Annotated in this window: 21 protein-coding genes and 4 pseudogenes; 2 read left to right on the forward strand and 23 right to left on the reverse strand. The window is 59.6% G+C overall.

Features of this window, described 5'->3' with window-relative positions; genetic code table 11:
- Positions 1 to 279 precede the first annotated feature (279 nt).
- Complete coding sequence (locus JN403_RS11280) at positions 280 to 882, reverse strand: Yip1 family protein (RefSeq protein WP_205487012.1); 603 nt, start codon at positions 880 to 882, stop codon at positions 280 to 282.
- 320 nt (positions 883 to 1,202) lie between these two features.
- Here JN403_RS11280 and ttcA point away from each other — a divergent pair, with 320 nt between their 5' ends.
- Positions 1,203 to 2,027 carry a tRNA 2-thiocytidine(32) synthetase TtcA gene (gene ttcA, locus JN403_RS11285; RefSeq protein WP_122622255.1) on the forward strand — a complete coding sequence of 275 codons (825 nt, stop codon included), beginning with the start codon at positions 1,203 to 1,205 and terminating at the stop codon, positions 2,025 to 2,027.
- Between the two features lie 213 nt (positions 2,028 to 2,240).
- Here ttcA and JN403_RS11290 read toward each other — a convergent pair whose 3' ends face one another.
- The 16 genes and pseudogenes from JN403_RS11290 to arsC form a co-directional block, all read right to left on the reverse strand.
- The gene (locus JN403_RS11290) at positions 2,241 to 3,158 is read right to left on the reverse strand and encodes a dihydrodipicolinate synthase family protein (RefSeq protein ID WP_122622254.1); all 918 of its coding nucleotides are present in this window, start codon (positions 3,156 to 3,158) and stop codon (positions 2,241 to 2,243) included.
- A gap of 252 nt (positions 3,159 to 3,410) precedes the next feature.
- Positions 3,411 to 4,448 (reverse strand): proline racemase family protein, encoded by a 1,038-nt coding sequence (locus tag JN403_RS11295; RefSeq protein WP_205487013.1) that lies wholly within the window; start codon positions 4,446 to 4,448, stop codon positions 3,411 to 3,413.
- A gap of 25 nt (positions 4,449 to 4,473) precedes the next feature.
- Complete coding sequence (locus JN403_RS11300; protein WP_065992809.1) at positions 4,474 to 5,196, reverse strand: amino acid ABC transporter ATP-binding protein; 723 nt, start codon at positions 5,194 to 5,196, stop codon at positions 4,474 to 4,476.
- Positions 5,189 to 5,839, reverse strand: coding sequence for an amino acid ABC transporter permease (locus tag JN403_RS11305; RefSeq protein ID WP_205487014.1), 651 nt, complete (start codon positions 5,837 to 5,839; stop codon positions 5,189 to 5,191). Before JN403_RS11305 ends, JN403_RS11300 begins: the two co-directional genes overlap by 8 nt.
- Positions 5,840 to 5,849: 10 nt before the next feature.
- Positions 5,850 to 6,514 (reverse strand): annotated as a pseudogene (locus JN403_RS11310) (amino acid ABC transporter permease).
- Positions 6,507 to 8,278: pseudogene (locus tag JN403_RS11315) on the reverse strand (aconitase X). The pseudogenes JN403_RS11310 and JN403_RS11315 overlap by 8 nt, the downstream one beginning before the upstream one ends.
- 258 nt (positions 8,279 to 8,536) lie before the next feature.
- On the reverse strand, positions 8,537 to 9,349 hold the full coding sequence (locus tag JN403_RS11320) for a transporter substrate-binding domain-containing protein (protein WP_122535737.1): 813 nt from the start codon (positions 9,347 to 9,349) through the stop codon (positions 8,537 to 8,539).
- Between the two features lie 397 nt (positions 9,350 to 9,746).
- Positions 9,747 to 10,499, reverse strand: coding sequence for an AraC family transcriptional regulator (locus tag JN403_RS11325; protein ID WP_205487015.1), 753 nt, complete (start codon positions 10,497 to 10,499; stop codon positions 9,747 to 9,749).
- A gap of 144 nt (positions 10,500 to 10,643) precedes the next feature.
- The gene (locus tag JN403_RS11330) at positions 10,644 to 11,927 is read right to left on the reverse strand and encodes an FAD/NAD(P)-binding oxidoreductase (RefSeq protein WP_205487016.1); all 1,284 of its coding nucleotides are present in this window, start codon (positions 11,925 to 11,927) and stop codon (positions 10,644 to 10,646) included.
- Positions 11,924 to 12,160: a (2Fe-2S)-binding protein gene (locus tag JN403_RS11335; RefSeq protein ID WP_122622247.1), complete on the reverse strand. Its 237-nt coding sequence runs from the start codon at positions 12,158 to 12,160 to the stop codon at positions 11,924 to 11,926. Before JN403_RS11335 ends, JN403_RS11330 begins: the two co-directional genes overlap by 4 nt.
- Entirely contained in the window at positions 12,153 to 13,289 is a 1,137-nt protein-coding gene (locus JN403_RS11340; RefSeq protein WP_240356897.1) for an FAD-binding oxidoreductase, read from the reverse strand. The genes JN403_RS11335 and JN403_RS11340 overlap by 8 nt, the downstream gene beginning before the upstream one ends.
- A pseudogene (locus JN403_RS11345) lies at positions 13,286 to 14,234 on the reverse strand (4-hydroxyproline epimerase). Before JN403_RS11345 ends, JN403_RS11340 begins: the two are co-directional and overlap by 4 nt.
- A gap of 318 nt (positions 14,235 to 14,552) precedes the next feature.
- Positions 14,553 to 15,236, reverse strand: coding sequence for a GntR family transcriptional regulator (locus JN403_RS11350; RefSeq protein ID WP_205487017.1), 684 nt, complete (start codon positions 15,234 to 15,236; stop codon positions 14,553 to 14,555).
- Between the two features lie 90 nt (positions 15,237 to 15,326).
- Entirely contained in the window at positions 15,327 to 15,998 is a 672-nt protein-coding gene (locus JN403_RS11355; protein ID WP_205487018.1) for a DNA-3-methyladenine glycosylase I, read from the reverse strand.
- Between the two features lie 146 nt (positions 15,999 to 16,144).
- Positions 16,145 to 16,750 carry an NAD(P)H:quinone oxidoreductase gene (gene wrbA / locus JN403_RS11360; RefSeq protein ID WP_205487019.1) on the reverse strand — a complete coding sequence of 202 codons (606 nt, stop codon included), beginning with the start codon at positions 16,748 to 16,750 and terminating at the stop codon, positions 16,145 to 16,147.
- Complete coding sequence (arsC, locus tag JN403_RS11365; protein WP_122622241.1) at positions 16,747 to 17,100, reverse strand: arsenate reductase (glutaredoxin); 354 nt, start codon at positions 17,098 to 17,100, stop codon at positions 16,747 to 16,749. Before arsC ends, wrbA begins: the two co-directional genes overlap by 4 nt.
- A gap of 132 nt (positions 17,101 to 17,232) precedes the next feature.
- Here arsC and JN403_RS11370 point away from each other — a divergent pair, with 132 nt between their 5' ends.
- Positions 17,233 to 17,700 (forward strand): TlpA disulfide reductase family protein, encoded by a 468-nt coding sequence (locus tag JN403_RS11370; RefSeq protein WP_205487020.1) that lies wholly within the window; start codon positions 17,233 to 17,235, stop codon positions 17,698 to 17,700.
- Positions 17,701 to 17,748: 48 nt separating this feature from the next.
- Here the strand turns inward: JN403_RS11370 and JN403_RS11375 are convergent, their stop codons facing one another.
- The 6 genes and pseudogenes from JN403_RS11375 to JN403_RS11395 form a co-directional block, all read right to left on the reverse strand.
- Entirely contained in the window at positions 17,749 to 18,264 is a 516-nt protein-coding gene (locus JN403_RS11375) for a GNAT family protein (protein WP_240356899.1), read from the reverse strand.
- Between the two features lie 312 nt (positions 18,265 to 18,576).
- A pseudogene (locus JN403_RS25440) lies at positions 18,577 to 18,765 on the reverse strand (hypothetical protein); the annotation flags it as partial.
- Positions 18,766 to 19,209: 444 nt separating this feature from the next.
- Positions 19,210 to 21,315, reverse strand: coding sequence for a hypothetical protein (locus JN403_RS11380; protein ID WP_205487021.1), 2,106 nt, complete (start codon positions 21,313 to 21,315; stop codon positions 19,210 to 19,212).
- Positions 21,315 to 21,839, reverse strand: coding sequence for a hypothetical protein (locus JN403_RS11385; RefSeq protein WP_240356901.1), 525 nt, complete (start codon positions 21,837 to 21,839; stop codon positions 21,315 to 21,317). The genes JN403_RS11380 and JN403_RS11385 overlap by 1 nt, the downstream gene beginning before the upstream one ends.
- Positions 21,840 to 22,151: 312 nt before the next feature.
- Complete coding sequence (locus tag JN403_RS11390; protein WP_205487023.1) at positions 22,152 to 23,123, reverse strand: hypothetical protein; 972 nt, start codon at positions 23,121 to 23,123, stop codon at positions 22,152 to 22,154.
- Entirely contained in the window at positions 23,120 to 24,418 is a 1,299-nt protein-coding gene (locus JN403_RS11395) for a GTPase-associated system all-helical protein GASH (protein ID WP_205487024.1), read from the reverse strand. Before JN403_RS11395 ends, JN403_RS11390 begins: the two co-directional genes overlap by 4 nt.
- Between the last annotated feature and the right edge of the window lie 23 nt (positions 24,419 to 24,441).

Below are 24,441 nucleotides of genomic sequence, written 5' to 3' on the forward strand. Positions count from 1 at the left end.
GTCTCCAGAGGAGGCGAGTATGCCGCAAAGCGCTTGTCCCCCCAAAACCCCAGGCGCCGAATGGTCTGCTGGAATGGAAGGCGCGCGCTCGCAGCGAAAACGTCCGGCCCGACATGACTTCGCCTGGCACCGCGCACCCTCTGTAGGAGTGAGCTTGCTCGCGATAGCGGTTCGACCGTTACGGGGGTTACCTGAAAGATCGCGATCGCGAGCAAGCTCACTCCTACCGGGGCGGGGTAGTGCCGACATGATGCAGCGTTCCGGCGGATCGGGGCCTGATCAGTTCGTGAATTCCGGACCGATCCCGACGCCCCACAGCACCACCGTAAACGCCATGATCGCCACCAACACCACCAGCCCGACCGCCAGCACCGAGCTTGAGAACATGAAGCCATCGTCCGGGTGTACGCCCATGAACACCGGCAAGCCGACGTACAGCAGGTACACCGTGTAGCAGACTGCCGCCAGCCCGACCATCATCCCCAGCCACATATGCGGGTACAGCGCCGCCAGCCCTCCGAGGAACAGCGGCGTCGCCGTGTAGGTCGCGAAGGCCACGCAGCGGCCAAGGCTGGGCGTGGCGTTATAGGTGCGCGCCATCCAGTGGATGAACCCGCCCATGACCCCGACCCCGCCGAGCATGGCGAGGTAGGACATCAACGCCATCCACACCGCGCTGTCGCTGGTCAGCATGACCGGCGCGCGCTCGCCGATCTGCCAGCCCACCTGCGTCGTACCGATGTACGCCGACACTGCCGGAATCGCCGCCAGGATCAGCGTGTGGGTAAGGTACAGGTGGCCGATGCTTTCTTCATCTTCACTGCGTATTTGTTGCCATTCCTGATCGGGGTGGGTGAACAGCCCCAATACGTGATGGATCATGTCCGTTACTCCCGTGAAGTGTGCCGCCGCTTCCAACGAAGCGCCTGACTGCTGATGCCGTCAGGACAAGGTCACAATCGATCAAGGGAAATGGCTGCGACCTCTCAGGTCAGTATAGAAAGCTGAGCACCCCGAAACCGAATGCGTTAGAGCGATTGAGGTGTTCAAGGGTCTTGTTAATAGCGATTGGCGATCAATGGCTATCCATAACGGGGATGGCATTCACCCGCGACAGGCATTACCCCGGTCGGTCTTTTTGCGTAAAATGCCGACCCCTTTCCCCACGTCTCTTCCCACCACAGCGAGCGGATACCAGCGCCATGGGCACCCTTTCAGTCAATCAGAACAAACTGCAGAAGCGTCTGCGTCGACTCGCGGGCGAAGCGGTGGCCGACTACAACATGATTGAAGAGGGCGACAAGGTGATGGTCTGTCTGTCCGGCGGCAAGGACAGTTACACCCTGCTGGATGTGCTGCTGCATTTGCAGAAAGTCGCGCCGATCAAATTCGACATCGTTGCGGTGAACATGGACCAGAAGCAGCCGGGCTTTCCCGAGCACGTGCTGCCGGCGTACCTGGAACAACTGGGCGTCGAGTACCACATCGTCGAGAAGGACACCTACTCGGTGGTCAAGGAACTGGTGCCCGAAGGCCGAACCACCTGCTCGCTGTGTTCGCGCCTGCGTCGCGGCACGCTGTACACGTTTGCCGATGAAATCGGCGCGACCAAGATGGCCCTTGGTCACCACCGTGATGACATCGTCGAGACGTTTTTCCTGAACATGTTCTTCCAGGGCAGCATCAAGGCCATGCCGCCCAAGCTGCGCGCCGATGATGGCCGCAACGTGGTGATCCGGCCGCTGGCCTACTGCGCCGAGAAGGACATTCAAGCGTATTCGGACATCAAGCAGTTCCCGATCATCCCGTGCAACCTGTGCGGTTCCCAGGAAAACCTGCAGCGTCAGGTGGTCAAGGAAATGCTTCAGGAATGGGACCGTAAGACCCCGGGCCGATCCGACATGATTTTCCGCAGCCTGCAGAACGTCCAGCCGTCGCAACTGGCGGACCGCAACCTGTTCGATTTCACCAACCTGCGCATTGACGAAACCGCCGCCTCGCGGTTTGTGAATGTGGTGAATGTGTAGGGCTCGACGCGGGTTGAACCTGTTAAACCGCATTCCCGGCTAAAGCCGGTCCCACTAAACCGCGTTCAAACCGTGGAATCGCCTTCCCGGCTGAAACCCGGTCCCCGGCCGAATGCACGACCCTGTGGGACCGGCTTCAGCCGGGAAGAGGCCGGTCTGTACACCATAGATCTGCGCCGAAACACGCGGATCGGCTCACCCAAAAACGACCGATTACAACCCCACATCCGGCAACACCGGCTTGTTCGCCAACGCCGTCTTCATCAATTTCTCCACATATTCCCGATCACTGTCCGGCAGCGCCAGACGCGGTGGACGGGTGAGGGCGCTGCCGCGTTCCATGATGGCTTCGCACAGCTTGATGCACTGCACCAGGTCCGGGCGCGCGTCCAGGTGCAGCAGCGGCATGAACCACTCGTACAGCGCCATCGCCTCGGCGAAACGTCCGGCCTTGGCGAGTCGGAACAACGTTTCGCCCTCTTTGGGGAAGGCATTGGACATCCCCGACACCCAGCCCACCGCGCCCACCGCGACGCTTTCCACCAATACGTCATCCAGCCCGGCGAACAGCACGAAGCGATCCCCCACTTCGTTGCGCACGTCGATAAAGCGGTTGGTGTTGCCCGATGAGTCCTTGAAACACACGATGGTGTCGCAGTCCGCCAGGGAGATAAGGATGTCGGGCGTCACGTCGTTCTTGTAGATCGGCGGGTTGTTGTAAACCATCATCGGCAGGTCGGTGGCGGCGGCCACGGTGCGGAAGTGCGTAGCGGTCTCGAAAGGCTTCGCCGAGTACACCAGCGCCGGCATCAGCATGATCCCGTCGGCACCGGCTTTCTGCACTTCTTTGGCGACCGCACTGGCGTTGGCGCTGGTGAACTCGGCAATGCCGGAAATCACCGGCACGCGCCCGGCCGAGGCGTCTTTGGCGGCTTCCACCAGGCTGATCTTTTCAGCGACGCTCAACGAGGTGTTTTCCCCGACGGTGCCGCAGATCACCAGCCCGGACACGCCATCGCGCACCAGATTGGAAATGACCTTGTGGGTCGCCTCCAGATTGAGGGAAAAATCGTCGTTGAATTGCGTGGTAACGGCAGGGAAGACCCCGCTCCAGGATACGGACTGGCTCATGATTGACTCCTGATTGAATAAAGGTATTTCGTATACGTTTAATTTCGGGCGGATCACGCCCATCGATTGCTGCGTTTAACCGTTATTTCAGGCTGCCCCCGATCCCTTGTAGGAGTGAGCTTGCTCGCGATGCGGTGTGTCTGCGACGGATGGGGTGACTGACACAACGCATCGCGAGCAAGCTCACTCCTACAGGGTTTTGCATTCATTCAGAAAAATCGGTTTCGCATTTATTGAAAGCAGCCGCAGCATTTACAGCTTCAACCCCACCGGCCAGGTGTCACTCAACTTGTACCCCTCCGGCCACGGATCGCTCGGGTCGAGCATGTGCTGGTGCGTCCCGGTGATCCAGGCCCGCCCGGACAGGCTCGGAATGATCGCCTTGCGCCCGGCCACTTCGGTCTCGCGCTGGATCTTGCAGTGAAACTCCGAACCGATAATCGAACGCCCGATAAACCGGTCGCCCAACTTCAGCTGGCCCTTCGCGTGCAACACCGCCAGCCGCGCGGAACAGCCGGTGCCACAGGGCGAGCGGTCGATCTTGCCCGGGCGAATCACCACCGCGTTCGCCGCATGGGCCACGCCGCCATCAACACTCACCGGCGCGGCGATCTGGCAGAACGAGATGTGATTCCAGTCCTTGTTCAACGGATGGCTGAACCCCAATTGCTCGTTGGCCGCCTTGGTGATTTTCAGGCCGGTTTCCACCAGGTCTTTCGCCTCATCGGCAGTCAATGCAAAGCCCAGCTTCACCGAATCGACGATGGCAAAACTGTCGCCGCCATAGGCCGTGTCAACCTGAATCGAACCCAGCCCCGGCACCTCGATCCACACGTCCAGCTGATCGGCGAAAGAAGGGTGGTTGTGCACCTCGACGCTCGTCACCTTGCCATCGCGGCACTGGGCAATCGCCTCGATCAAGCCGCCCGGCGCCTCCAGAATCAGCCGGGTTTCCGGCTCGGTCATCGGCAAAATCCCGCTGTCCAGCAGCACCGTCGCCACGCACAGGGAATTGGAGCCCGACATTGGCGGCACGTCGGCGGGTTCCATGATGATCCAGCCCATCTGCGCCTTCGGGTGCTTGGGCGGTACCAGCAGATTGACGTGACGGAACACCCCGCCGCGAGGTTCGTTGAGCATGAAATTGCGCAGCACGTTGTCCTGCTCGATCCAGCGCGACTGCTCCCAGATCGTGTCCCCGGGCGGCGGCGCAACCCCGCCGACAATCACATCGCCCACCTCACCCTCGGCGTGACAACTGACCACATGAATCACTTTCGATGAGCGCATGACCTAAGGCCCTCCTGAGCTGGATCTAGTTGATTGATCGCAAAAAATCCGCCGTTTCCGGCCGTTGCGGGTTGCCGATCACCTGATCCGGCGTGCCGATCTCATGCACCAGCCCGTTGCGGAAAAACGCCACGCGGTCGGACACATCCCGAGCGAAGCGGATTTCGTGGGTCACCAGAATCATCGTCATGCCGTCCTCGGCCAGCATGCGCATGGTGTCCAGCACCTCGCCCACCAGCTGCGGATCAAGGGCCGATGTCGCCTCGTCAAACAGCATGTAATCCGGCGACATCGCCAGCGCCCGGGCAATCGCCATGCGCTGTTGCTGGCCGCCCGACAATTTGCCGGGAAATACCTTGAGCTTGTCGCCCAGCCCGACATGGGTCAGTTGCTTGACCGCCAGCGCCTCGGCTTCGGCCTTGCTTTTGCCCAGCACGGTACGCGGGGCGAGCATGACGTTTTCCAGCACCGTCAGATGGGGAAAGGCGTTCCACTGTTGAAAGACGATGCCGATCTTCTGCCGCAGCTTGTTGATGTCCGTGCCCCTGGCATGAACCTCGGTGCCGTCGACACGAATGCTGCCGCTCTTGATCGATTCCAGGCCGTTGATGCACATCAGCAGCGTCGACTTGCCCGAGCCCGAACCTCCGATGATCGACACCACTTCGCCCTTGTTCACCTGCAGGCTCACGCCCTTGATGACTTCAAGCTCGCCGAAGGACTTGTGTACGTTGTCGATCTCAATCATTTTCCTGCCACCTCGTTTCCAGCCGGGCGCCCAACCGGGCGACCACCAGACTCATGACGTAATAAATCAGGCCGGCGATGCACAGCACCAACAGCGGCTCCTGAATGCGCGTGACGATGGTTTGCGAGGCGCGCAGCAGTTCGACGATGCCGATCCACATCACCAGCGCGGTGTCTTTCATCACCCCGAGCAGCAGGTTGATCCAGCCGGGAAACGCCACGCGGGTGGCCATCGGCATGACGATCTGGCGCAGGTCCTGCCAGTACGTCAGGCCCAGGGAACGGCTGGCGCGGCGCAGGCTGAGCGGCACCGACAGCACGCCGCTGCGCACGATCTCCGTGCAGTACGCGGTCACGTACAACCCCAACACCACACAGGCGACGGCGAAGGCGCTCGAGTTGAGGCCGACGATGCTTTTCAGCGCATTGAACAGCACGAACTGAATCAGCAATGGCACGCTGCGAAACACGTCCAGCACCCAGGCCAGTGGAATCGTGCTGCGCGGCAGGAGGGCGCGGGCCATGCCGCATACCACCCCCGCCAGCGTGCCGATGATCATCGACACCACCGTCAGCAAAATCGTGACCCAGGCGCCCTGAAGCATGAATTGCAGGTCGTTCCAGGTGAACGTGCTCTCGAACATGCCCATCTCCTCAGTACCGGAACAGCCGCCAGGACAGCAGCCGCGCAACGGCCACGATCAGCTTGGCGATCAGGTAATAGAGCACCGCCGCAATGGCGAAGAATTCGAAGGTGCGGAAGGTCTTGACGTTGTAGTCCTGGGTCACGCCGGTGAGGTCGTTGTTGAGGCCGACGATCACGCCCATCGAGGTCATCAGCACGGCCCAGACCATCTGGTTGGTCAGCGGATAGAAAACGATGCGCAGCAACTGCGGAATGACGATCAGCCGATAGGCCTGGGGGCACTCATGCCCAGCGACCGGGCAGCGCGCAATTGGGTGTCGGGTACGGCCTTCAGACCGCCACGGAAGTTCTCCGCCAGATAGCCCGCGTTGTTGATGGTGATGCCGGCGAGTAACGCGGCCCACGAGCTGATGTGCAGGCCGAACGAGCCCAGGCCGAAATACAGGATGTACACCTGAAACAGCGACGGCGTGTTGCGCGCGATGGAAATCCAGGTCGCGGCGAAACCCCGGAACAGGCGGTTCTTGCCTTGGCGCATGAACACCAGAAACAGCGCGATGGTGACGCCGAGGATCATCGACAGCGCGGCGGTTTCGAAGGTGACCCACGCGCCGTTGAGCATGTCGGGCAGGGCTTTGAACGCTGCGCGCCAGTGGAAGTTGTAATCAAACATTTGCGCTGACCTCCGCCTGGTGCGCCGCCATCAACCAGACCGGCATGCGCCCGCTGGCAACGCCGGTGATGGCGCTATCGACGCACTCGGCCAGGCTGGCGAAATGCACGCGACGCCCCACCAGTCCGGGGGCGTAGTGCGCGTATTTGCCGGAGTTGGTCATCAGGTTGCGCGCGGTCGGCGGGATGACGGGCTCGCCGAGCATGCACCAGCAGGTGTCGGTGACGAACTGCACGCCGAAGTTTTCCAGCGTTTCTACATAGCCGGCCTGTTGCGCGCGTTCCAGGGTGGCGCGGCCGCAGGTAATCACGATCGCCACATTCTCATGCTTGCGCCGACCGCCGCACAGGTGCGCCAGCGTCGCGCATTCGCTCAAGGAAAAATGCGGATTGCCCAGGGTCACGGCGTCCACTGCCGGCGTCTGCGCGCTGCTTAGCTCGCGCCAGCTGTGCAGCAAGTCCGCGGGGCTGACGCTCAGGGTTTTGTCCGGCGCGTGCCCGCCCAGCGCCAGTTCGGCGGTGGTGGCTTCGGGTGTCACACCGGCGATATGAAACATCGGCGCAGCAGACGTGGTGGCGAACGCGGCGCCGAAGGCCTTGAGGTCATCCAGCGTGGGCGCCTTGTTTTCCAGGCCGCAGATCACCGGGATCGAGGCGCCGCAGAGCAACCCGACGTGATAACCGAAGAGCGGGTAGAAACTGTCGTCGAGGCCGTCCAGTGCGGGGACATCAATGCGCAAAGTCGCCAGCCGTTGCTGGGTCAGGTGGCAGCCGATCTTCGGCGCGCGGCCGGTGAGGGCGATGCATATGTCGAGGTAATCGGGGTACTTCAGGGTGCGCGCGCCGATCACGCTGTTGGCGTACACCACGGCGTTGGATTCGGCCCAGACGATCTGCTCCCCCAGCTCCGGGGCGCTGTCCAGCAGGTACGGCGCGCAGGTAAAACTCACCCGCGCGCCCATCTCCAGATACGCATCGCCCAGCTGACTGGCCGGCTCGCCGAGGGCCGGGTCGACGCCCAGTTCGCGCCAGCGTCGCTTGTCCACCGAGATTGAATTGAGGGTGGTCGGCACGCGGACCCTGGCGCCCCATGCCACCAGTTGCCGGGCGAACCGCAGGCTGGCGGGTCCTGTGTAAATACAGCCGTCGATGTGCGCCTGGGTAATGTCCAGCAGTTCGGTCGCGCCTTGCAGCTCGGCCATGCGCAGAATGATGCCCATCGCCACTTGCGCGGCTTTGCCGTACGCGCCTTCGAGAAAGCCCTGGTCGGTTTCGGTGAGTGAAATCTGGCTGAGCGGGCGATGAGGTGTCGGGCTTTGTTGGTCGCGAGAAAGTGGCGGCGGAGGGCTGGAAAAGCCGCTCACGCGGTCATCCTCGACCCGCACGAAAGCGACGTTGAGCAGTGCCGCAAAACCCGCTTCGCCGAGGCTGATCACCGGGATCGAATGGCCGAACATCTGCTCGGCGATCAGCACGCCGAGGGTGAGGATGTCTTCGACGCGCTCGAAGACCAGCGCGGCTGGCGCGTGGCCGTTGAGGATCAGTTCCAGCAACACGCTGCTGCCGGTGCACGAACCGCGCCCGCTGGGAATGGCCAGAACCCGGCCGCTGATGAACTGGCCGCTGAGGGGTGATGCCGGTCGATGACTTCACCGGTAAACGGTTCGACCCCGCCCCAGAAACTCAGGCCCACGTCGGCATACAGCAATTCGCCCTGGGCGCTGCCGGTGACGAGACAGCGCCCGCTCAACGAGACTTCAGACATCGTGGGCTCCTGAGTAATGAACCGGTTCCGAGATTCGATCGTTTCCGGTGATTGTTCCCACGCAGAGTGTGGGAACGATCAGCACGGATTTTGTGTGCGCCTACGATTGCCTGCTTTACCGAGATCCACTGTAGGAGTGAGCTTGCTCGCGAATACGGTACGTCAGTCGACCTCTTCGTCTCAGACCCTCCGCGTTCGTCCGATCGCGGCCCGCAGCAAGCCCGCTCCTCCAAGGTCCGCGCCCTCTGATCGCTCCCCTCAGTAATAGACGCCCGGCACGGTCAGATCCACCGGCTTGCCGCCCACCCACTTTTCATACAGCTCGGCATAGCGTCCCGAGCGCACTTGCTGGTTCACGAACAGGTTCAGGTAATGAATCAGCCCGTACTCGTTACGCTTCGCGGCAAGAGAAACATAGTCGATGGTGTAGGGCGCGTTACCGGCAATCTTCAGACCTTTGTACTTGCCGGATTTGATCGAGGCGGCGGCGACGGTGTTGGTCACCACCGACGCTTTGATGTGGCCCTGGGCGACGGCGAGGATGGTGTCGTTCTGGGTCTGGTACGCGCGGAAACTGCCGCTGCCCCATTTCTTCTGATCCTTCTCCAGCGCGATCGCCTCGAACGTGCCGCTGGTGTTGCCGACATCCTTGCCCTTGAGGTCGTCGTAGCTGTTGATGCCGGCGTCGTCGCGGGTCAGCACCACCATCTGGAAGGCGAAATAGGGGATGGTCATGCCCACGGTTTTCGCCCGCTCCAAGGTGTCCGAGGTCGACGCCACGATCACGTCGGCGCGCCCTGAAACCAACGCAGGAATGCGGTCCGGAAACGGCGTTTCCACCACCTCGGCAGTCACGCCCAGCACCTTCGCCAGGTCGTTACAGTAATCGACGTCAAATCCGACCGGGTTGTTCTTGTCGTCACGGGACCCCATCGGCGGGAAATCCAAGGTCACGGCGCAGCGCAGCTTGCCGGAGTCGATGATGTCATCGAGCTTGTCGGCCAGCGCGGTGTTGATAAAAGAAGAGCTCATGACGGCGAAGAGGGCGACGGCGACAGCTTGGTTTTTCATAGAAGCCTCGGTGCGTGCAAAGTGAGAAACGGCCGGATAAGTAATTTCGTATACGATATTTAATATGCATGCAGCGTGCCTGTTTTGCCAGCATGCCGGGCAGGGCTCTGGATCAGCGGGCCGGGGTTTGGATGGGTGTTCCAGAAGCGCGGGGCGGTGTTACATAAAGGAGCAGGAATGAGCGGCGTGCTTCATTGATGCACGTTGCAGTGCGGTAGTCGCCACATTCCGCCGCACCGCGGTAAATCACCGGGACCGCGGTCACTGTAGGCCTGGCTTTAGCCGGGAAGACGTCAGTCGCCACACCCGAGATTTATGGTGTTCACACTGGCCTCTTCCCGGCTAAGGCCGGTCCCACAAAAAGCTCTGCGATCATCCAGGGAGGATGGCAGCGAATTCAAATGCGCTTTTGCGAACCCCGGTACTCACTCGGCGAAGCCCCGGTCAGTGCCTTGAACTGGCGACTGAACGCGCTGTGATCGGTGTACCCGCAGCGCAGGGCGATCTCGGTGATCGACAGGTCTTCCTGCAACAACCGTGAGGCCTCACCCAGCCGCGCTTTGTGAATCATCTGCCGTGGGGTCAGCTGGAAGATGCGTTTGCAGTGCCGCTCCAGCTGGGCAATGGACAGCCCGGCAATGGCCGTCAGTTGCTCAAGGGTGATGGGCCGCGCGAAGTGTTCGCGAATGTACGCGTCGACCTCGACCAGCTTCTGATACGCCGGATGGGTCGTTTGGAGGATTTGCAGATCCCGGGAAATGCCCGCCAGCCCGATGATCGCGCCCTGATGATCACGCAGTGCGATCTTGTGGGTCAGGCACCAGATCGGCTGATTGCCGTAATACAGGTGCAGCTCCAGCTGATCGCTGAGTTGCCTGCCATCGGCCAGCACACGGCGGTCCTGAGCGGTGTACAGCGGACCGAAGCGCGCGGGGAACACTTCCTCGGCGGTCAGCCCGACGATCTGGCTTTTCTCCTTGAAACCGCAGCGCTGCACCAGCGTCTGGTTGACCAGTGCGTAGCGCGCATGGGCGTCTTTGACGAAGAACACCACCCCGGGAATGGTATCGAACAGCGGCGCGACCAACGCCAGGCTGGCAAGCAGTTGGTCGAGGTCGTGCAAGGGCGCTGTGGGGATGAGGTCGATCATGTTCGGGGGCGGGAGGGCCGGGCGGAAGATGGGATCGATGATGCGGGATGTTGGGTGCGGCGGCTAGTCGGGGGCGACTGATCCGCGGGGACAGATTGATCTACGGTGAAGCGCTGTAAATAAATCAGTCCCCTTTAAACACCTTTAAACAACAGGTTCGCCGTCATCCAGGCAGGCGAGGGTGGAGATCCGCGCCGGGCTGAAGGGCGGGCGCAACAACGGGGGTTCCCAGCCGAACAACGTCTGCGCCGCCGTTGCACAGACGCGCCCCTGACACGCGCCCATGCCGCAACGGGTGGCGAGTTTGGCCCCGGTCCAACTGCTATGTTCGGCAAGGTCCGCGTAACGCACGTCCTCACAGCGGCAGACTATCGTTTCCGGCATCGCCAGGTGTTTCAGCGCAGGACTCAGGCGGAACGCCTTATTCAACTTATCCGCAAAACCCTGCCAGCGCTGCCGCTCAGCCCACAAGCCTCGGGCCTTGTCCCGTTCCCCCACCGCCACCAGCCCGGCAATACGCCCTTCGACCAGCGCCAGTTCGCTGCCGCCGAAACCGGTGCATTCCCCCGCTGCGAAGTGATGGGCCAGACTGCTCGCCTGCCACTCATCCACCACAATCGACTGATCCCGCACGGTGCAGCCCAGTGCCTGGCCGATCTCGACGTTGGGCACCAGACTGAAACCGCAGGCCAGACGCTCGCAGGCCAGCTCTTCAACGGTGTCGCCCACCTGAAGGCGAACGCCTTCCAGACGATCCGTGCCTAGCGCCGCCAGCACATGGGCCGAGGTTCGATAGGCGGCACTGGCCAGCGTGATCGCCTGAACCGCCTTGTTCGGCCAGCGCCACAGCCCGGCGGCAAATCCGGCGACGGCGCTCAAGGGCGCCTGCTCGGCGATTCGCACGACCTCTGCGCCGTGCTTCTGCGCGGTCGCCGACGACGCCAGCAACAGCGGGCCGGTTCCGGCGATGACGATGCGCTCGTCTGTCACCTGCAAGCCGCCTTTTATCAGCGCCTGCAAACCGCCGGCGCCAGTGACCCCCGGCAGCGTCCAGCCGGGAAAGGGCAGCAGTCGCTCACGCGCGCCGGTGCACAAAATTAGCCTGTCGTAACTCAACACCCAGCCGCGCTCGGCGTCCTCCAGCAGCAAGCGCTTCGCCCCGGCCAGCGCGACCACCTTGCAGCCGCTGTGCAGGCGAACGTTGCTGAAACCCTGCAACTGCCCGCGCATGTCAAGAGCCTGTTTCGGCACCTGAGCATGTGGGCCGTCGCGCCAGATCTGCCCGCCCGGCAGCGGGTTGTCGTCGAGCAGGACGATGCTCAGCCCGCGAGGCGCCGTCGCCAGAGCCGCCGCCATGCCCGCCGGACCTGCGCCGATGATCAGCAGATCGACATGCTCGGTCGTTGTCGCGGTCACGGCCACGGTCATGGTTGAGTCTCGACGCGCATGCCGTCGCGGCAGATCGTCTGGCAGGCCAATCGGCGCAGGCCGTCGATGCTCACCCGGCATTCCTGGCAAATCCCCATGCCACACAAGGGCGCGCGGCGCTGGCCGCTGACCGATGTGCGGCTGCAGCGATCGCCGCTCGACATCAGCGCGACGGCCACGGTGGTGCCTTGGGCGAAGCGAAAGGGCTGACCATCAATGCTCAACTCAGGCATGGGCGCGGGCTCCGATAAAGCGTTGCGGCAGATACGGTTCAAGGTCGAGGGGCGGCCGAGTGCGCAGCATTTGCGCGGCCAGCAAGCGGGCGGTGCCAGTTGCGGTGGTGACGCCGAGGCCTTCGTGCCCGACCGCCAGCCACAGTCCGGGTTGATGCGGGTGCTCGCCGATCAGCGGCTGACCGTCGGGGCTGGCGGAGCGAAAGCCGGTCCAGCTGCGAAGGCCGTTCATCTCGCCCAGGCTTGGGAGGAAATCCATCGCCCGGCGCAGCATCCGCCCGAGCATGGCTGCGTCGACCTCCGGGTTGTGGTTGTCGAACTGCCGCGATGAGCCGATGAACAGCTGGCCGGTCGGGCGTTGCTGCACATTGAACGCCACCGACGGGCCGTTGCCCTTGTGGGCGCTGGTCACGTAGCCCAATTCGACCAGCGTGTGGGTGATCTGCGCGGGGTAACGGTCGGTGATCAGCAAGTGGCCTTTTTTCGCTTGCAGCGGTAAATCGGGACAGAGTTCGCGGGCGTAGATGCCGCTGGCCAGCACGACCGCCGGGGCTTGCAGCCATTCACCACTCGCCAGCCGAACACGGTTGCCCTGGACTTCCACGACTTCTGCCTGACGCTGAACCACCCGTGAAGACTGACGCTGCAACAGCCAGCGCGCGGCATTGGGCGCGTACAGAATGCCGTCGCCACTGACCTTCAATGCGCCGAGCATGCCGGACCGCAATGACGGTTCAGCCCGTGCCAGTTCGGCGCCGGACAGCAACTCGCAGGCCAGACCGTATTCGCGCAGCGCGGCGTGTTTGCGCTCGGCTTCTTCCATTTCTTCTTCATTGCAGGCCAGCCACAGGGTGCCGTTGGTGCGCATCGCGCAGTCGTCCGGCATCTGCGAAGCCAGCTCGCGCCACGCCCTGACCGAATACTCCCCCAGCGCCAACTCGGCAGCGCTATGGTCCAGCACCACCAGATGGCCCATGCCCGCAGCCGTCGCGGCGGGGCGCCGACAATCCAGCACTAGCACGTGCAAGCCCTGAGACGCCAGCTCGTCCGCACACGCTGCGCCGACAATGCCGCCGCCGATAACGATCACATCAGCGACATGGCCTTGCAGCGTGGACGCGTCGGTCACGCGCGAATGCCCCAGGCGAATGGGTCTTCGTCGTCCAGGAGCAAGGTGGCTTCGGCGCTGATGTAGGCGCGGCCACGGATGGTCGGCACAATCCGGTCGCCCGCCCGCCGCTCGCCGTGCTCCCACACGAAGCTGCCTTCGAACTGGCTGCCAATCACGCTGGCCTGCTGCCACAGGGTGCCGGGCTGAAGTTTGCCATCCGCCGCCAGGCACGCCAGTTTGGCGCTGGTGCCGGTGCCGCAAGGCGAGCGGTCGTAGGCTTTGCCGGGGCAGAGCACGAAGTTGCGGCTGTCGGCGTGATCGTCGTCGGCGAACAGCTCGATGTGATCGATGACGCCGCCGTCTTCGCCGCGAATGTCCTGGCTTTCCAGCGCCTGTCTGACTTTCCAGGTGTAATCGGTGAGGGCGTCGAGGTTGTCGGCGGCGACGCTCAGGCCATGGTCGGCGATCAGGAAAACCAGTTGCCGCCCCAGGCGATGTCGCCGGTCACGTTGCCGAGTTCAGGAACTTCGAGAACGAAGTCCTTGCGGTAGCGGTAGGAGGGCACGTTGTCGACGCTGACGGAGCGGTCTTCGTGCAGCGTGGCCTGAACCGTGCCCACCGGGGTTTCGATGCGGTGCACGCCGGGGCCGATCCTGCCCAGATGCGCCAGCGACACCACTAGCCCGATGGTGCCGTGGCCGCACATGCCCAGGTAGCCGCTGTTGTTGAAAAAATCACCCCGGCGCACGCCTCGGGAACCACCGGCTCGCACAGCAGCGCGCCGACCAGCACATCGCTGCCCCGCGGCTCGAGCACCGTCGCGGCCCTCCAGTCATCGAACTGTCCAGCCAGAAGCTGACGCCGCTCGGCCATGCTGCCCCGCCCAAGATCGGGGAACCCGTCGAGCACCAGCCGCGTCGGCTCACCGCCGGTATGAGAATCGAGGATCTGGATGCGTTTCATGTATTCCCCTGTCGGACTGAGTCTGGAAATGGCTACGACGATCCCTGGTGGGACTGCGTACACCCAATGGAACTGGGCTTCGGTGATCCCTGTAGGACTGGCTTTAGCCGGGAAAGCGTTGGTCGTCACGCTGCAAGATGTGTGGCGTCAACGCTGGCCTCTTCCCGGCTAAAGCCAGTCCTACAAAGGTTAGAGCCAGTCCTACAGATTGCGGCGTGAAGCAACTTCACAATTGAGGCCAGAGTGCCGCGAAAGAGACCTGGGGTCTTGACCGATTTCACCCTCGGCAATGACGAAATCGGCACAGCGAACTGCCGCTCAGATTTCGCTGAGCACGGCGTGGGGCAGGTGGGCGTAGAGGGTTCGGCAGACGCCGATGATGTGGTGTTCGATCAGTTCGGCGGCTTTGTCCACGTCACGATCGGCACAGGCATTGAGGATCTCGCGGTGTTCCAGGTCGGCGCGCTCCTTGCCTTCGTCGAAACTCATCTGCACTCGCAGGTAGCGTTCGACCTTGTCGTGGATCGAGCGAATCATGTTCAGCAAAAACGGCCGCTGCGCCGCTTCATACAAACAGGTGTGAAACGCCCAGTTCAGCTCGGCCCAGCGCCCGATGTCGTCGTCGCGCATGAACTCGTCACAGATGGCCCGGGCCCGATCTAGCTGGGCAGCGGTCATTCGCGGCACGGCGAGGCGTATGGCTTGCACTTCCAGCAGCACCCGCACTTCAAAGATCTGCGCCAGCTCCGGCTCGGAAATCCGCGTGACCACGGCGCCCTTGTTGCGCTGGAACTGCACCAGCCCCTCGGCTTCGAGGCGCTTGAGCGCCTCACGGACGGGGATCTTGCTGACGTTGAACACGCGGGCGATATCGTCCTGACGAATCGGCTCATCCTCGGCGAACTGGCCGGAGATGATCGACTCGCGCAGGTACTTGGAAATCACCTCGGACGCGGAGGGCGCGACACCGAGGTTGGGGGCGTCAGGAAGAAGGAAAGGCACGCGAATGACTCAGCAGGAGGGGACGGCGAATATTGTATACGACGTCCGATTTGTTACGCGCTGTGTCTTTTCACTTCACCGGCAAATCGATCAATGGTTGGCCGTGTAGGACAGCATCATCGACAGCTGGCACATCGGTCGTCCGCTCTCGGCATGCCACTGATTGAACGCCGCCTGCACCGCCGCCTGATCTCGCTGACTGCTGGGCACGCGGTCGACAATCTTCTGCGCGTTGAGCGCAGCGACCACATCATGGCTGGGGATGAAGGTGTCCTTGCCGACCATGCGCAAAAAGCGCGGCGACGACAGTCCGCCCATCTGATTGCCGTGTTTGAACAGGTAACGCCACAGCCCGACGATATCGGTCACTGGCCATTCCGCGATGAAATTGCCGAAGCTGCCGTGTTCGTGGGCGATGTCGAGGATCAACTGCGCGTTGCGCGGCACGCTCTTGAGCTTGCCCAAGTGGCGGATGATCCGTGCATCCTGCATCAGGCGCTCAAGGTGATCGCCGCCCATCAGCGTGACTTTTTCCGGATCAAAGCCGAAAAAGGCCTGCTCGAAAGCCGGCCATTTGGCGTCCACCAGGCTGTGCTTGAGGCCGGCACGAAAAACCCGCAGCGCCATGGTCGACAGGTAACGATCGTCGCTTAGGGCTTTCAGTTTTTTAGTCGTGGCGGGGGTCGGCAGATGCGCCTCGAGGGCGGCGACGGAACCAAAGCGGTTAAGACAGTATTCATGGAGCCATTTGTAGTCTTGCATGCCCTCTCCAAAACAAAATTCATGTGCGCGATCGCTGGTTTAGCGCATTCCGAGTTCAGACCCGGCGCCCCGGCAAGGGGGCTCTGTGTTTGACCCGGTTTGAGCGAGGGGTTCCAGCAATCGCGCGCGAGCAACGCCTTGGGCGATTAGCCCTTGGACGGGTCGAGCAACAGCGCGGTTTTCGCCAGCCGCTGACCCAGCGAACGGCACAGGGTGGTTTCGTGCTCATCCAGCGCGCGCTTGCCATCGGCACCGGCGTGATGACTGGCGCCATACGGCGTGCCGCCGCCACGGGTTTCGATCAACGCCGCTTCGCTGTAGGGCAAGCCGCTGATCAGCATGCCGTGGTGCAGCAGGGGCAGCAGCATCGACAGCAACGTGGTTTCCTGGCCGCCGTGCAGGCTGGCGGTGGAGGTGAACACGCTGGCCGGTTTGCCCACCAGTGCGCCGGTCAGCCACAGGTTGCTGGTGCCGTCGAGAAAGTACTTCAGCGGCGCGGCCATGTTGCCGAAGCGGGTCGGGCTGCCCAAGGCCAGGCCCGCGCAGTTTTTCAGGTCATCCAGAGTGGCGTACAAGGCGCCGGCGTCCGGAATGCTCGGTGCAACCGCTTCGCAATCGGTAGACACCGCTGGCACCGTGCGCAGGCGCGCTTCCATGCCGGTCATCTCCACACCACGGGCGATCTGCCGCGCCATCTCTGCAGTCGCGCCGTTACGGCTGTAAAACAGAACCAGAATGTAGGGCGCGCTCATGGCAGGATCTCCAGAATGTTTTCCGGCGGACGGCCAATCACGGCCTTGTCGCCGACGACGAGAATCGGGCGTTCGATCAACTTGGGATGGGCCGCCATGGCGGCGATCAGTTGTTCGTCGCTCAGGCTGGTATCAGCGAGGTTCAGGGTTTTGTATTCGTCCTCACCTTTGCGCAGCAGTCCACGAGCACCGATGCCGAGCTTGCCCAGCAGGTCGCGCAGTTGTGCGGCGTCGGGCGGGGTCTCGAGGTAATGAATGATGGTCGGCGTCAGGCCGCGGGCTTCAAGCAATTCCAGCGTGCCACGGGATTTGGTGCAACGCGGGTTGTGATAAAGCGTGAGATCGGTCATTTGCGGGTCGCATCTTGCCTGAGGTGGCGGCTATTCTACCTGCGTCACGGTAACGACCGGTAACACGCGGCGAGCGATGCACAATCGCGTAGCGTGCATCTGGAAAAAGAGCACCTAGAAGGAAACAGCATCATGGCAAGGCGATTGGCAGCGGCGGCAGCACTGATTGGAAGTCTGTTGCTCAGCGGGTGCGGCGTGGACCTCGGCACCGACCAGAATGGCGAGAAAGTCGCCAGCAGCCGCGTCGACAAGCACTGGCTGGTGGTCAATTACTGGGCCGAATGGTGCGGCCCGTGCCGGACCGAAATCCCCGAGCTGAACACACTGTCCGAGCAAGTCAAAGGCCAGAACGTCAGTGTGTTCGGCGTCAACTTCGACAACCTCCAGGGCGAAGACCTGAAGAGCGCAAGCAAAGCGCTGAGCATCACCTTCACCGTCCTGGCACAAGACCCGGCCGAACAATATGACCTGCCAAAAAGCGAAGCCCTGCCGGTGACCTACATCATCGACGACAAGGGCAAAGTGCGGGAGCAGTTGATGGGCGAACAGACCGCGGCGGGGGTAATGCAGAAGCTGGCGGAGTTGAAAGGGAAGGGCTGAGGCAGATCATGGGCGTCAGCTTAATTGCCCAACGGCATCGCTCGCTGATTAACGGTCATCGGCCAGAAGTGCCCAGCGCTCGTGATCGCACCAGACCCCGGCGATCTGCAGGTATTTCGGAGAGAACCCCTCTTTCCGAAATCCGAGACGTTTAACCAGCGCGATTGATCGCACATTTTCAGGTTGAATATTGGCCTCGAGACGGTGAAGACCCAGCTCCTCAAAGGCATACCTCGTCGTCAGTTCCACCGCCTGGGACATCCTTCCCGCCCCGGCAAACGAGACCATGCCCCAGTAGCTGAGATACGCGTTCTGAAATCCCTTATAGAAAATCTGGCTCAGGTTGGTCACTCCAACGATCTGCCCCGATTCTGTATCGCGAGCCAGTAGGCCAACGCTCGCGCCTGTGGTTTGAGCGGAATACCACTCCTCGAAACCTGTGGCGGTTGTGAACGGCTGTACCCAGCGGCCGTGGTAGTCCCGGCTTTCCTGATTTGCGTGTAGGAGCTCGTCGATATCGGTGCGCGTTACCCGGGCGAGCTTGACGTCTGATGTTTCCATCATATGTTCTCGTAACCGCTTTCCCGATGGCTTATCCGGATTGCTGACGCTTTTGTCCCCGGGGTCATGTGTGCTGCCAACCTGTGATTTTATGATGAAGAGGAAGCAATCCCGAGTCCAATCAGGCTAGGGAGTTGGTGTGCGCTGGCGGTCTATGGCGGACTTTCAACGATCAATCCCGTTGTTCTAGCGCGACATCTCATGGACACGCTTCACTGGATACGCGGGTGCGTATGAGCATTCCCCAGAACGCTCCTGACCATAAGCACGGCCAGTCGTAGTGTTTTTGCCAAAGAAATGAAAGCTCTTAAGCTGCTAGATAAGTTCGATGTAATCAGACTCGCCCCCCTCCCACCGGACTACCAATCCCACAGAGTGGGGGCTCGTGCGCCTAGCTTGATCAGCGCCCACCTTGCTACGCTACCAACCGGCAAGAACCTCACTTTCACTAGCCAAACACTGGTACAGAAGCACAGTATCGGGGTCTGGCACGCGTCCAACTTGTTTCCTACACAGATCCTTCGGACTAATTATCGTGCCTTAACTGATGAAGTCATCAAACATGGCGCAGATACCTGATAATACTTGGGAGTTATTAGATGACGCGAGTTCACCAATATTCCCAACCTTCCTTGTGTAAGACTTGATCTAACACTTTCAGCTTTTCGTTATTCGGGAAATCATCGAGAAGAACGCGAACTAGCGCCTTCAGCCCTCCAGGTAAGCTGCCAGAGCCCGCTTGCTCTGACGCGCGAAGCCAGCGATCAGCCGAAGTTATTGAGGTGTGTAGAGATGCCGCTCGCCCTCCTGCGCGCACCCACAAATCTTCTAGTCGATCATGAGCAATTTCGCTACCGACCTCCGCGATGCCAACAATAAGGTCGTTTTTATTGAGCAGTGATGAATCAGCTCCATCAGATTTTAGAATTAGAAGTCTGTCGAAAAAACTTAGAAGGTCAGAACAAACTTGGAGTGCTGGAAGTACTTCCTTTTTTTGTTCCGGTACAGGGACGCGATTTCCTTGGCTACACTGCGCCATCTTCTCTCCACTAAAATTTTTCCCAGCGACTGCGCTCCCTCTGACCAGTCCCTAATATCGCGGATCAGGCTGATCGCTCGGGTCTCTGCTAGGGATCTGTCCCAGACGAGGAGGCATGCAACCTGTATTGCTGTGAGGTGGCAATGCGGAACCTGCAAAATTACCTGTTGAAGCAGAAAAGGCTCTGGAGCCGCCAAGCCTTCTAAAGCGTGGGAGCGTTGAAGTAAACGTCGTGCTACGGCACCAGCCAATGTACGAGCATCAGCCGGATCTAAGCGCCCCCAGAGGTTCGTGCGATCCTCAAGGTCAATTGCAGCTTGTGAAAAATCTTCCGCCAATCGCGAGATTAGTCCCAACCGATAATTCCCGATTTTCGCCACAGCAAGATACATTTGGCTCTGTAAGTAACGATCCACGCCCACAGGCCAAGGAACTCCGCCAAAGTCAACGTGGAGTTCCCATAATGCACGCCACGCTGGTACTCCAAGGTCTAAGTTATTCAATAATCCGGGATCCTTCGCCGTTCGAGTGGCCACTAACGAATAAAGTGTTGGATTAGCAATGTGGACGGTGGCATTGATCAAATCATTACCTCGAATCCGGTCGACCATAATCGATAATCCGAGCGAAGGATCCGGGAGAAATTCCAATTGCGTCTGCAGGGCCTCGATTACAGTGTCCCCCTGTAATACAGCGATCGCATGCATGCCAGACCATCCCAATGTATTAGCGTTTTGCCGAAGTTTAGAAAGTTGGGAGGCTGACGATTTGGTGGCTAGCATGACTGTTATCAATTGCTGCTCGGTTGCCTCTGTGATAACTCCGAGTGTTGCAATAAAACTTGCATGTAGCTTTTCGGACAGCCATGCGACTAGGAATGCACTCCACTTTTTATTGCTGGAGCGCAGCCCCTCAGCAATGGCGGTGCTCGCCGCGAAAAGCCACCATCCTTGAGCTGTTCCTGCAGCAAGCCGCGTTAAAAATATATCCGCATCGGTAATTGATGTATCTGGCAACACGTGCGCGACCCATGACGCTACTATCTCACCTAGCCTGGCTCCATCCGGCATTTGATCGCTTGCGATATTTGCCAGCGATACGATGACGCTTGGTGACGCAAGAGGAACATTCGTAACTAGTACTGAAATAGCCTCCCGCTTAAAAGCTTTCAACTCTTCGCGATCAGAGCTCACGTTCAGAAGAGCCCGTAGAAGATATATTGCGGTAATGGCGTCCGGTACCGTCCGCAGTGTTTCCAAATGCTCGGCTACTCGTGCAGTTCGTCGCAATGTATCGAGAGTTGAACCAAGACAAGTAACAGAAGTTAGCAGTTCTTTGAGAAAAGGGTCCGGTTGGCCTATCAGCCAGCTCGCTGCACGCGAAGGAGTTCCCGTCTCGGACGCCGACGGGATGATGACTTGATTGTTGCCCCATTCAAGCAAGCGGCCTGAGTCGACGCCGTATAACCAAGGTGGAGCAACTGACTCTCCTCCTTGTGAAGGGCTTATCGCAACTCGGGCGGAGAATGCCTGGCGTGCTTCCGGCCACAATCGCTCCCAAAGCATAGACAGCAACCCAGGCCAGAGCTGCAAATTACCAAACACGGGCACAGAGGTGTTCGCAAGGAGGGCGTCAGCTACAAGAGCTACAACAAGAGGGGACGGGAAGGCAATGGGCTTGCCGCCGTTGAGTACTTCCAGTTCTTTGGATAATTCTTGCGCTTCACCAATTGTATCTAACGGCCACATTGCTACTTGGCTCAATACCATACCAGCGCGAGAAGCCAATGGGTCTGGCTCGGTCCACCATAGTGCCCACCATTGGCCAATTGGTCCGCAACCAACAGATGGTCCCCATCCTTCTCCTGCGGATGTATAGCCAGGTGGTTTGTCGGTCAGATCCAGCAATATTGGCGGCAGCAAACTCTTATCGGCGCTGCACGCCAATATTCCATGAGTCTGGTTCGTTTCCCCGTAGGTAGCTCGAATTGGAAAGCTTACTTCAATAGTAGGCATTAGCGATCCATTTCTTTCAAAGCCCAGGCGAGTGGAAGCGTAAGATCGCTGCTTCGATTGCCGGTAGGATCAACAATCCACCCCAATGTTTCGGGGCCTTCATCAATGAAACGCTCGTCATGGCTGTCTTTACCAAGCTCTATTCCTAATGCAGACAGTCCCCATACGCTTACTTTATCTGAACTCCAGTTGCTTTTTATAAATGAGGAGACAAGAGGGAGTCGCTCGGCAAGAACCTCAGCTGGAGATTTACTGACACCCTCTAGCTCGTCATAACACGACAACATCACCGCGAGCTTTGGCACCTTTAGCCGTTCAACGACTCCATGCCCCGCGACGTGCAGAAATATCTGAAGCATTTCCACCCAGCGGGCATTGGCGTCCCATTGCGACACACGCGCATTGTTCGCAGAGTTCTCGGGGGGCCTTCTCTCAATCGAGTAAGAACATCCGGATAGGTCGTCTCTGTTTTGAGTCGGATCAACACAAGCCAACCGCCCGCGCGACGCAATCGGTCGCGCCACAATTCAGATATCGCACGCTGTTGAAAAGCAATGGCCAATTGCTCTCCACCGTAATCGGGCCACAGAAGGTCGAAGGCGTTCCCATCTTCGTCTACGATCGGTAGTGCGATTTCTGCCCATGTTTGCACTTGGGTATGTTCGGCCGCGTGTCCTGATGCGAGACTATTTAACACGTTGTCGAGAGGTGTTAAGTCCGGCGGGGTACCCCCATCTTGGCGCAACAGAAGGTTGCCTTTAGTTCGCCGAAGACGGCCATACAGCTGCCCAGCAAAATGCGTCTTACCGCTACTTGATAACCCAAGCAAGACAATTTCAGGTGTATGCATGATGCCCCCTAAACGCAAGAAAAGGATCGTGCGCCTGAATCGTGAGCTCAATTTCATTAGCCGGAGCCGAGCGCCATGCCGCGCTCACAACCACGTCAATTGCCTTCGCGAAACTCTCTGGCGTTTTTATTGATACCTCGTGCTCAGTTGCACGCGGAAAGCTGCTGGTTAGTGCGTTACGTATTGAGTTTTTGATCCCAACGGGTACCTCGTGCTCGCTTTTTGTCCAGAGAAGAGACACGGGTCGATCCTCAACATGATTTGCCAATCGGTCAAGAAGCTGCAGCAGCTCCTTTCTTGCTAGTCCGCGCTCTTGACCGCTTAACCTCTGGCAGTCAGCCACAACCACAAATGCGTTCGAGTGTGTTGAAAGCCAGCGAGCACCTTCCGCTTGTGGTGCGCTTTCATTCACTGCCCAACTTGAAAACCACTCACCGGGAGCATCAGCAAACAATACATCCCTAAAATCACCACCCGCCCTCCGTAAAGCAATGTGCAGTAACCCCGGAACCCGATTGCTTGCGCGAGGTGTATGTGGCGGAAAAGTCGGTGCTCTGGCCGAATCATCGAACCGCATCCAGGATGCAAGTGATTCCCACGCGTGTAGTGTACGAGAGCCAGAAAACATCGCGTCGGCCATCGCCCGCCCCTGCAGCATCAGAAGGTAATTTGCCGCGAGTAAAGTGGTCTTACCTCCATTATGCGCACCTAGAACACCTACCAAAATATGCTTGCTCCGTGGCAAAAGCAGTATCAAATCAGTTATGCCAAGAGCACTGCCGGACCATGGAACACGGGCCTCCAGAGGGCGAGAGGTGGTGTCAGAGGTGGAGTTCGACTCTAGAGTCCTCGGCGTCGATTTCCACTCATTACATGATTCAGGAATGAGCTCCCCAAGAACGCACGTCTCGCCGTCATGCACATTGCAATTAGGATTGCCGCAGCGTTGCTTGGTCACTTGGTCACCTCCGCCAAACGGATAGCCTGCTCTTGACGCAGCAGTGCCCTTGCGAGAACTGGCAAACTGATGGTTGCGTCCTCTGGCACACGAGCGCGATCCAGTAAGTTTCTGGTGGGAGTGGAAGGATCCTCCAATGCTAGCCGGACGATGTCTCTCAACGACAAACGTCCCGCCCTGGTAGGTGGGTTAAAGCCTTCCATCCTACTGTCCGGAATTACTTTCCGTAGCAAAGCTACCCTCGCAAGCACATCCTTCAAGGCAAGTACGTTTTCAAACCCTGCATTTGGTAGTCGAGCAACAGCTTCCGAAAGCAGATAAGCCACGCTTGATGGGGTAACAGAGGGCATGATCGAAATTAGATCTAGCGGCATCAAGATAGCGGCGGCCAGAGGATCCATTTCGCGATAGCTCATTTTGGCGGAAGCAGAGTACATAGACTCATACCACCACAGCGCGTCGAGTCGTACCTGCTCTCGCGTGGATCCTGACTGAGCCAATGAAATGGCTGTTTGAAGACCCTGTGATTGTGCTTTGAACGCCGTTACCAGTCCTTCACCAATACCGTTGAGTTCAGCTGCGCATGCTTCCCCAAGCTCATCTAGTCGCTCACCCAGCACGTCCTTCATAACGTTAGCAAAATCTTCCCCCCAATGGTGGTTCTGGCCTGGCCAGTAACGGTTATGCGTCTTCCCGGCAATGTATTGGGTACCCTGGAGGTTATGCGGACCAGTTGCAGCACCAATTTCGCCGAAAAGCACCTCCCGATCGACTTCGGCGATAATGATCTCTTTCAGATTCAGCTTAGGTAAATCCGTCGCCTTCCGAGCGCTTTTTGCCGATGGTGCAAATAGCGAAATGTCCTGCTGTTCGGTTTCGTCCCCAAATGAAGAAATGAGCTTAAAAACCGCTGACTTTTCACGTCCGAGTTGTGAGAATTGCAGCATGTCAGTGGCCGTGAGCCAAAGGATCGCAGCATTGCGCTCTTGAGCTGCTGCGGCACAAGCTGTCAGTAGCAAGGCACGATAGATCTGGATCGGTTTATCAGTATGCACCGACTGCAGCGTTTCCCATTCGGCCAGTAACGCCGTTTCAGCCATTTCAATAAGTGGATCATTTGTTGATATATCCCGATCCAAGGCCGTCAGAATGGCGGGAATAAGTAACGCTGGGTTATTCCTAAAGCTTTTGGCTAACTCGTCAGCAGCTTGAGTCATTTTTTTAAATCGCTCGTCACTGCCCTCGAGCTTATCAATCAATCCTGCCGCCAAAAGTTCTTGAAGCATATTTGCCATGGAGCTCTCCTTAGCTGTTGTTT

Source organism: Pseudomonas sp. 15A4, from assembly GCF_016925575.1.
Classification (GTDB): domain Bacteria; phylum Pseudomonadota; class Gammaproteobacteria; order Pseudomonadales; family Pseudomonadaceae; genus Aquipseudomonas.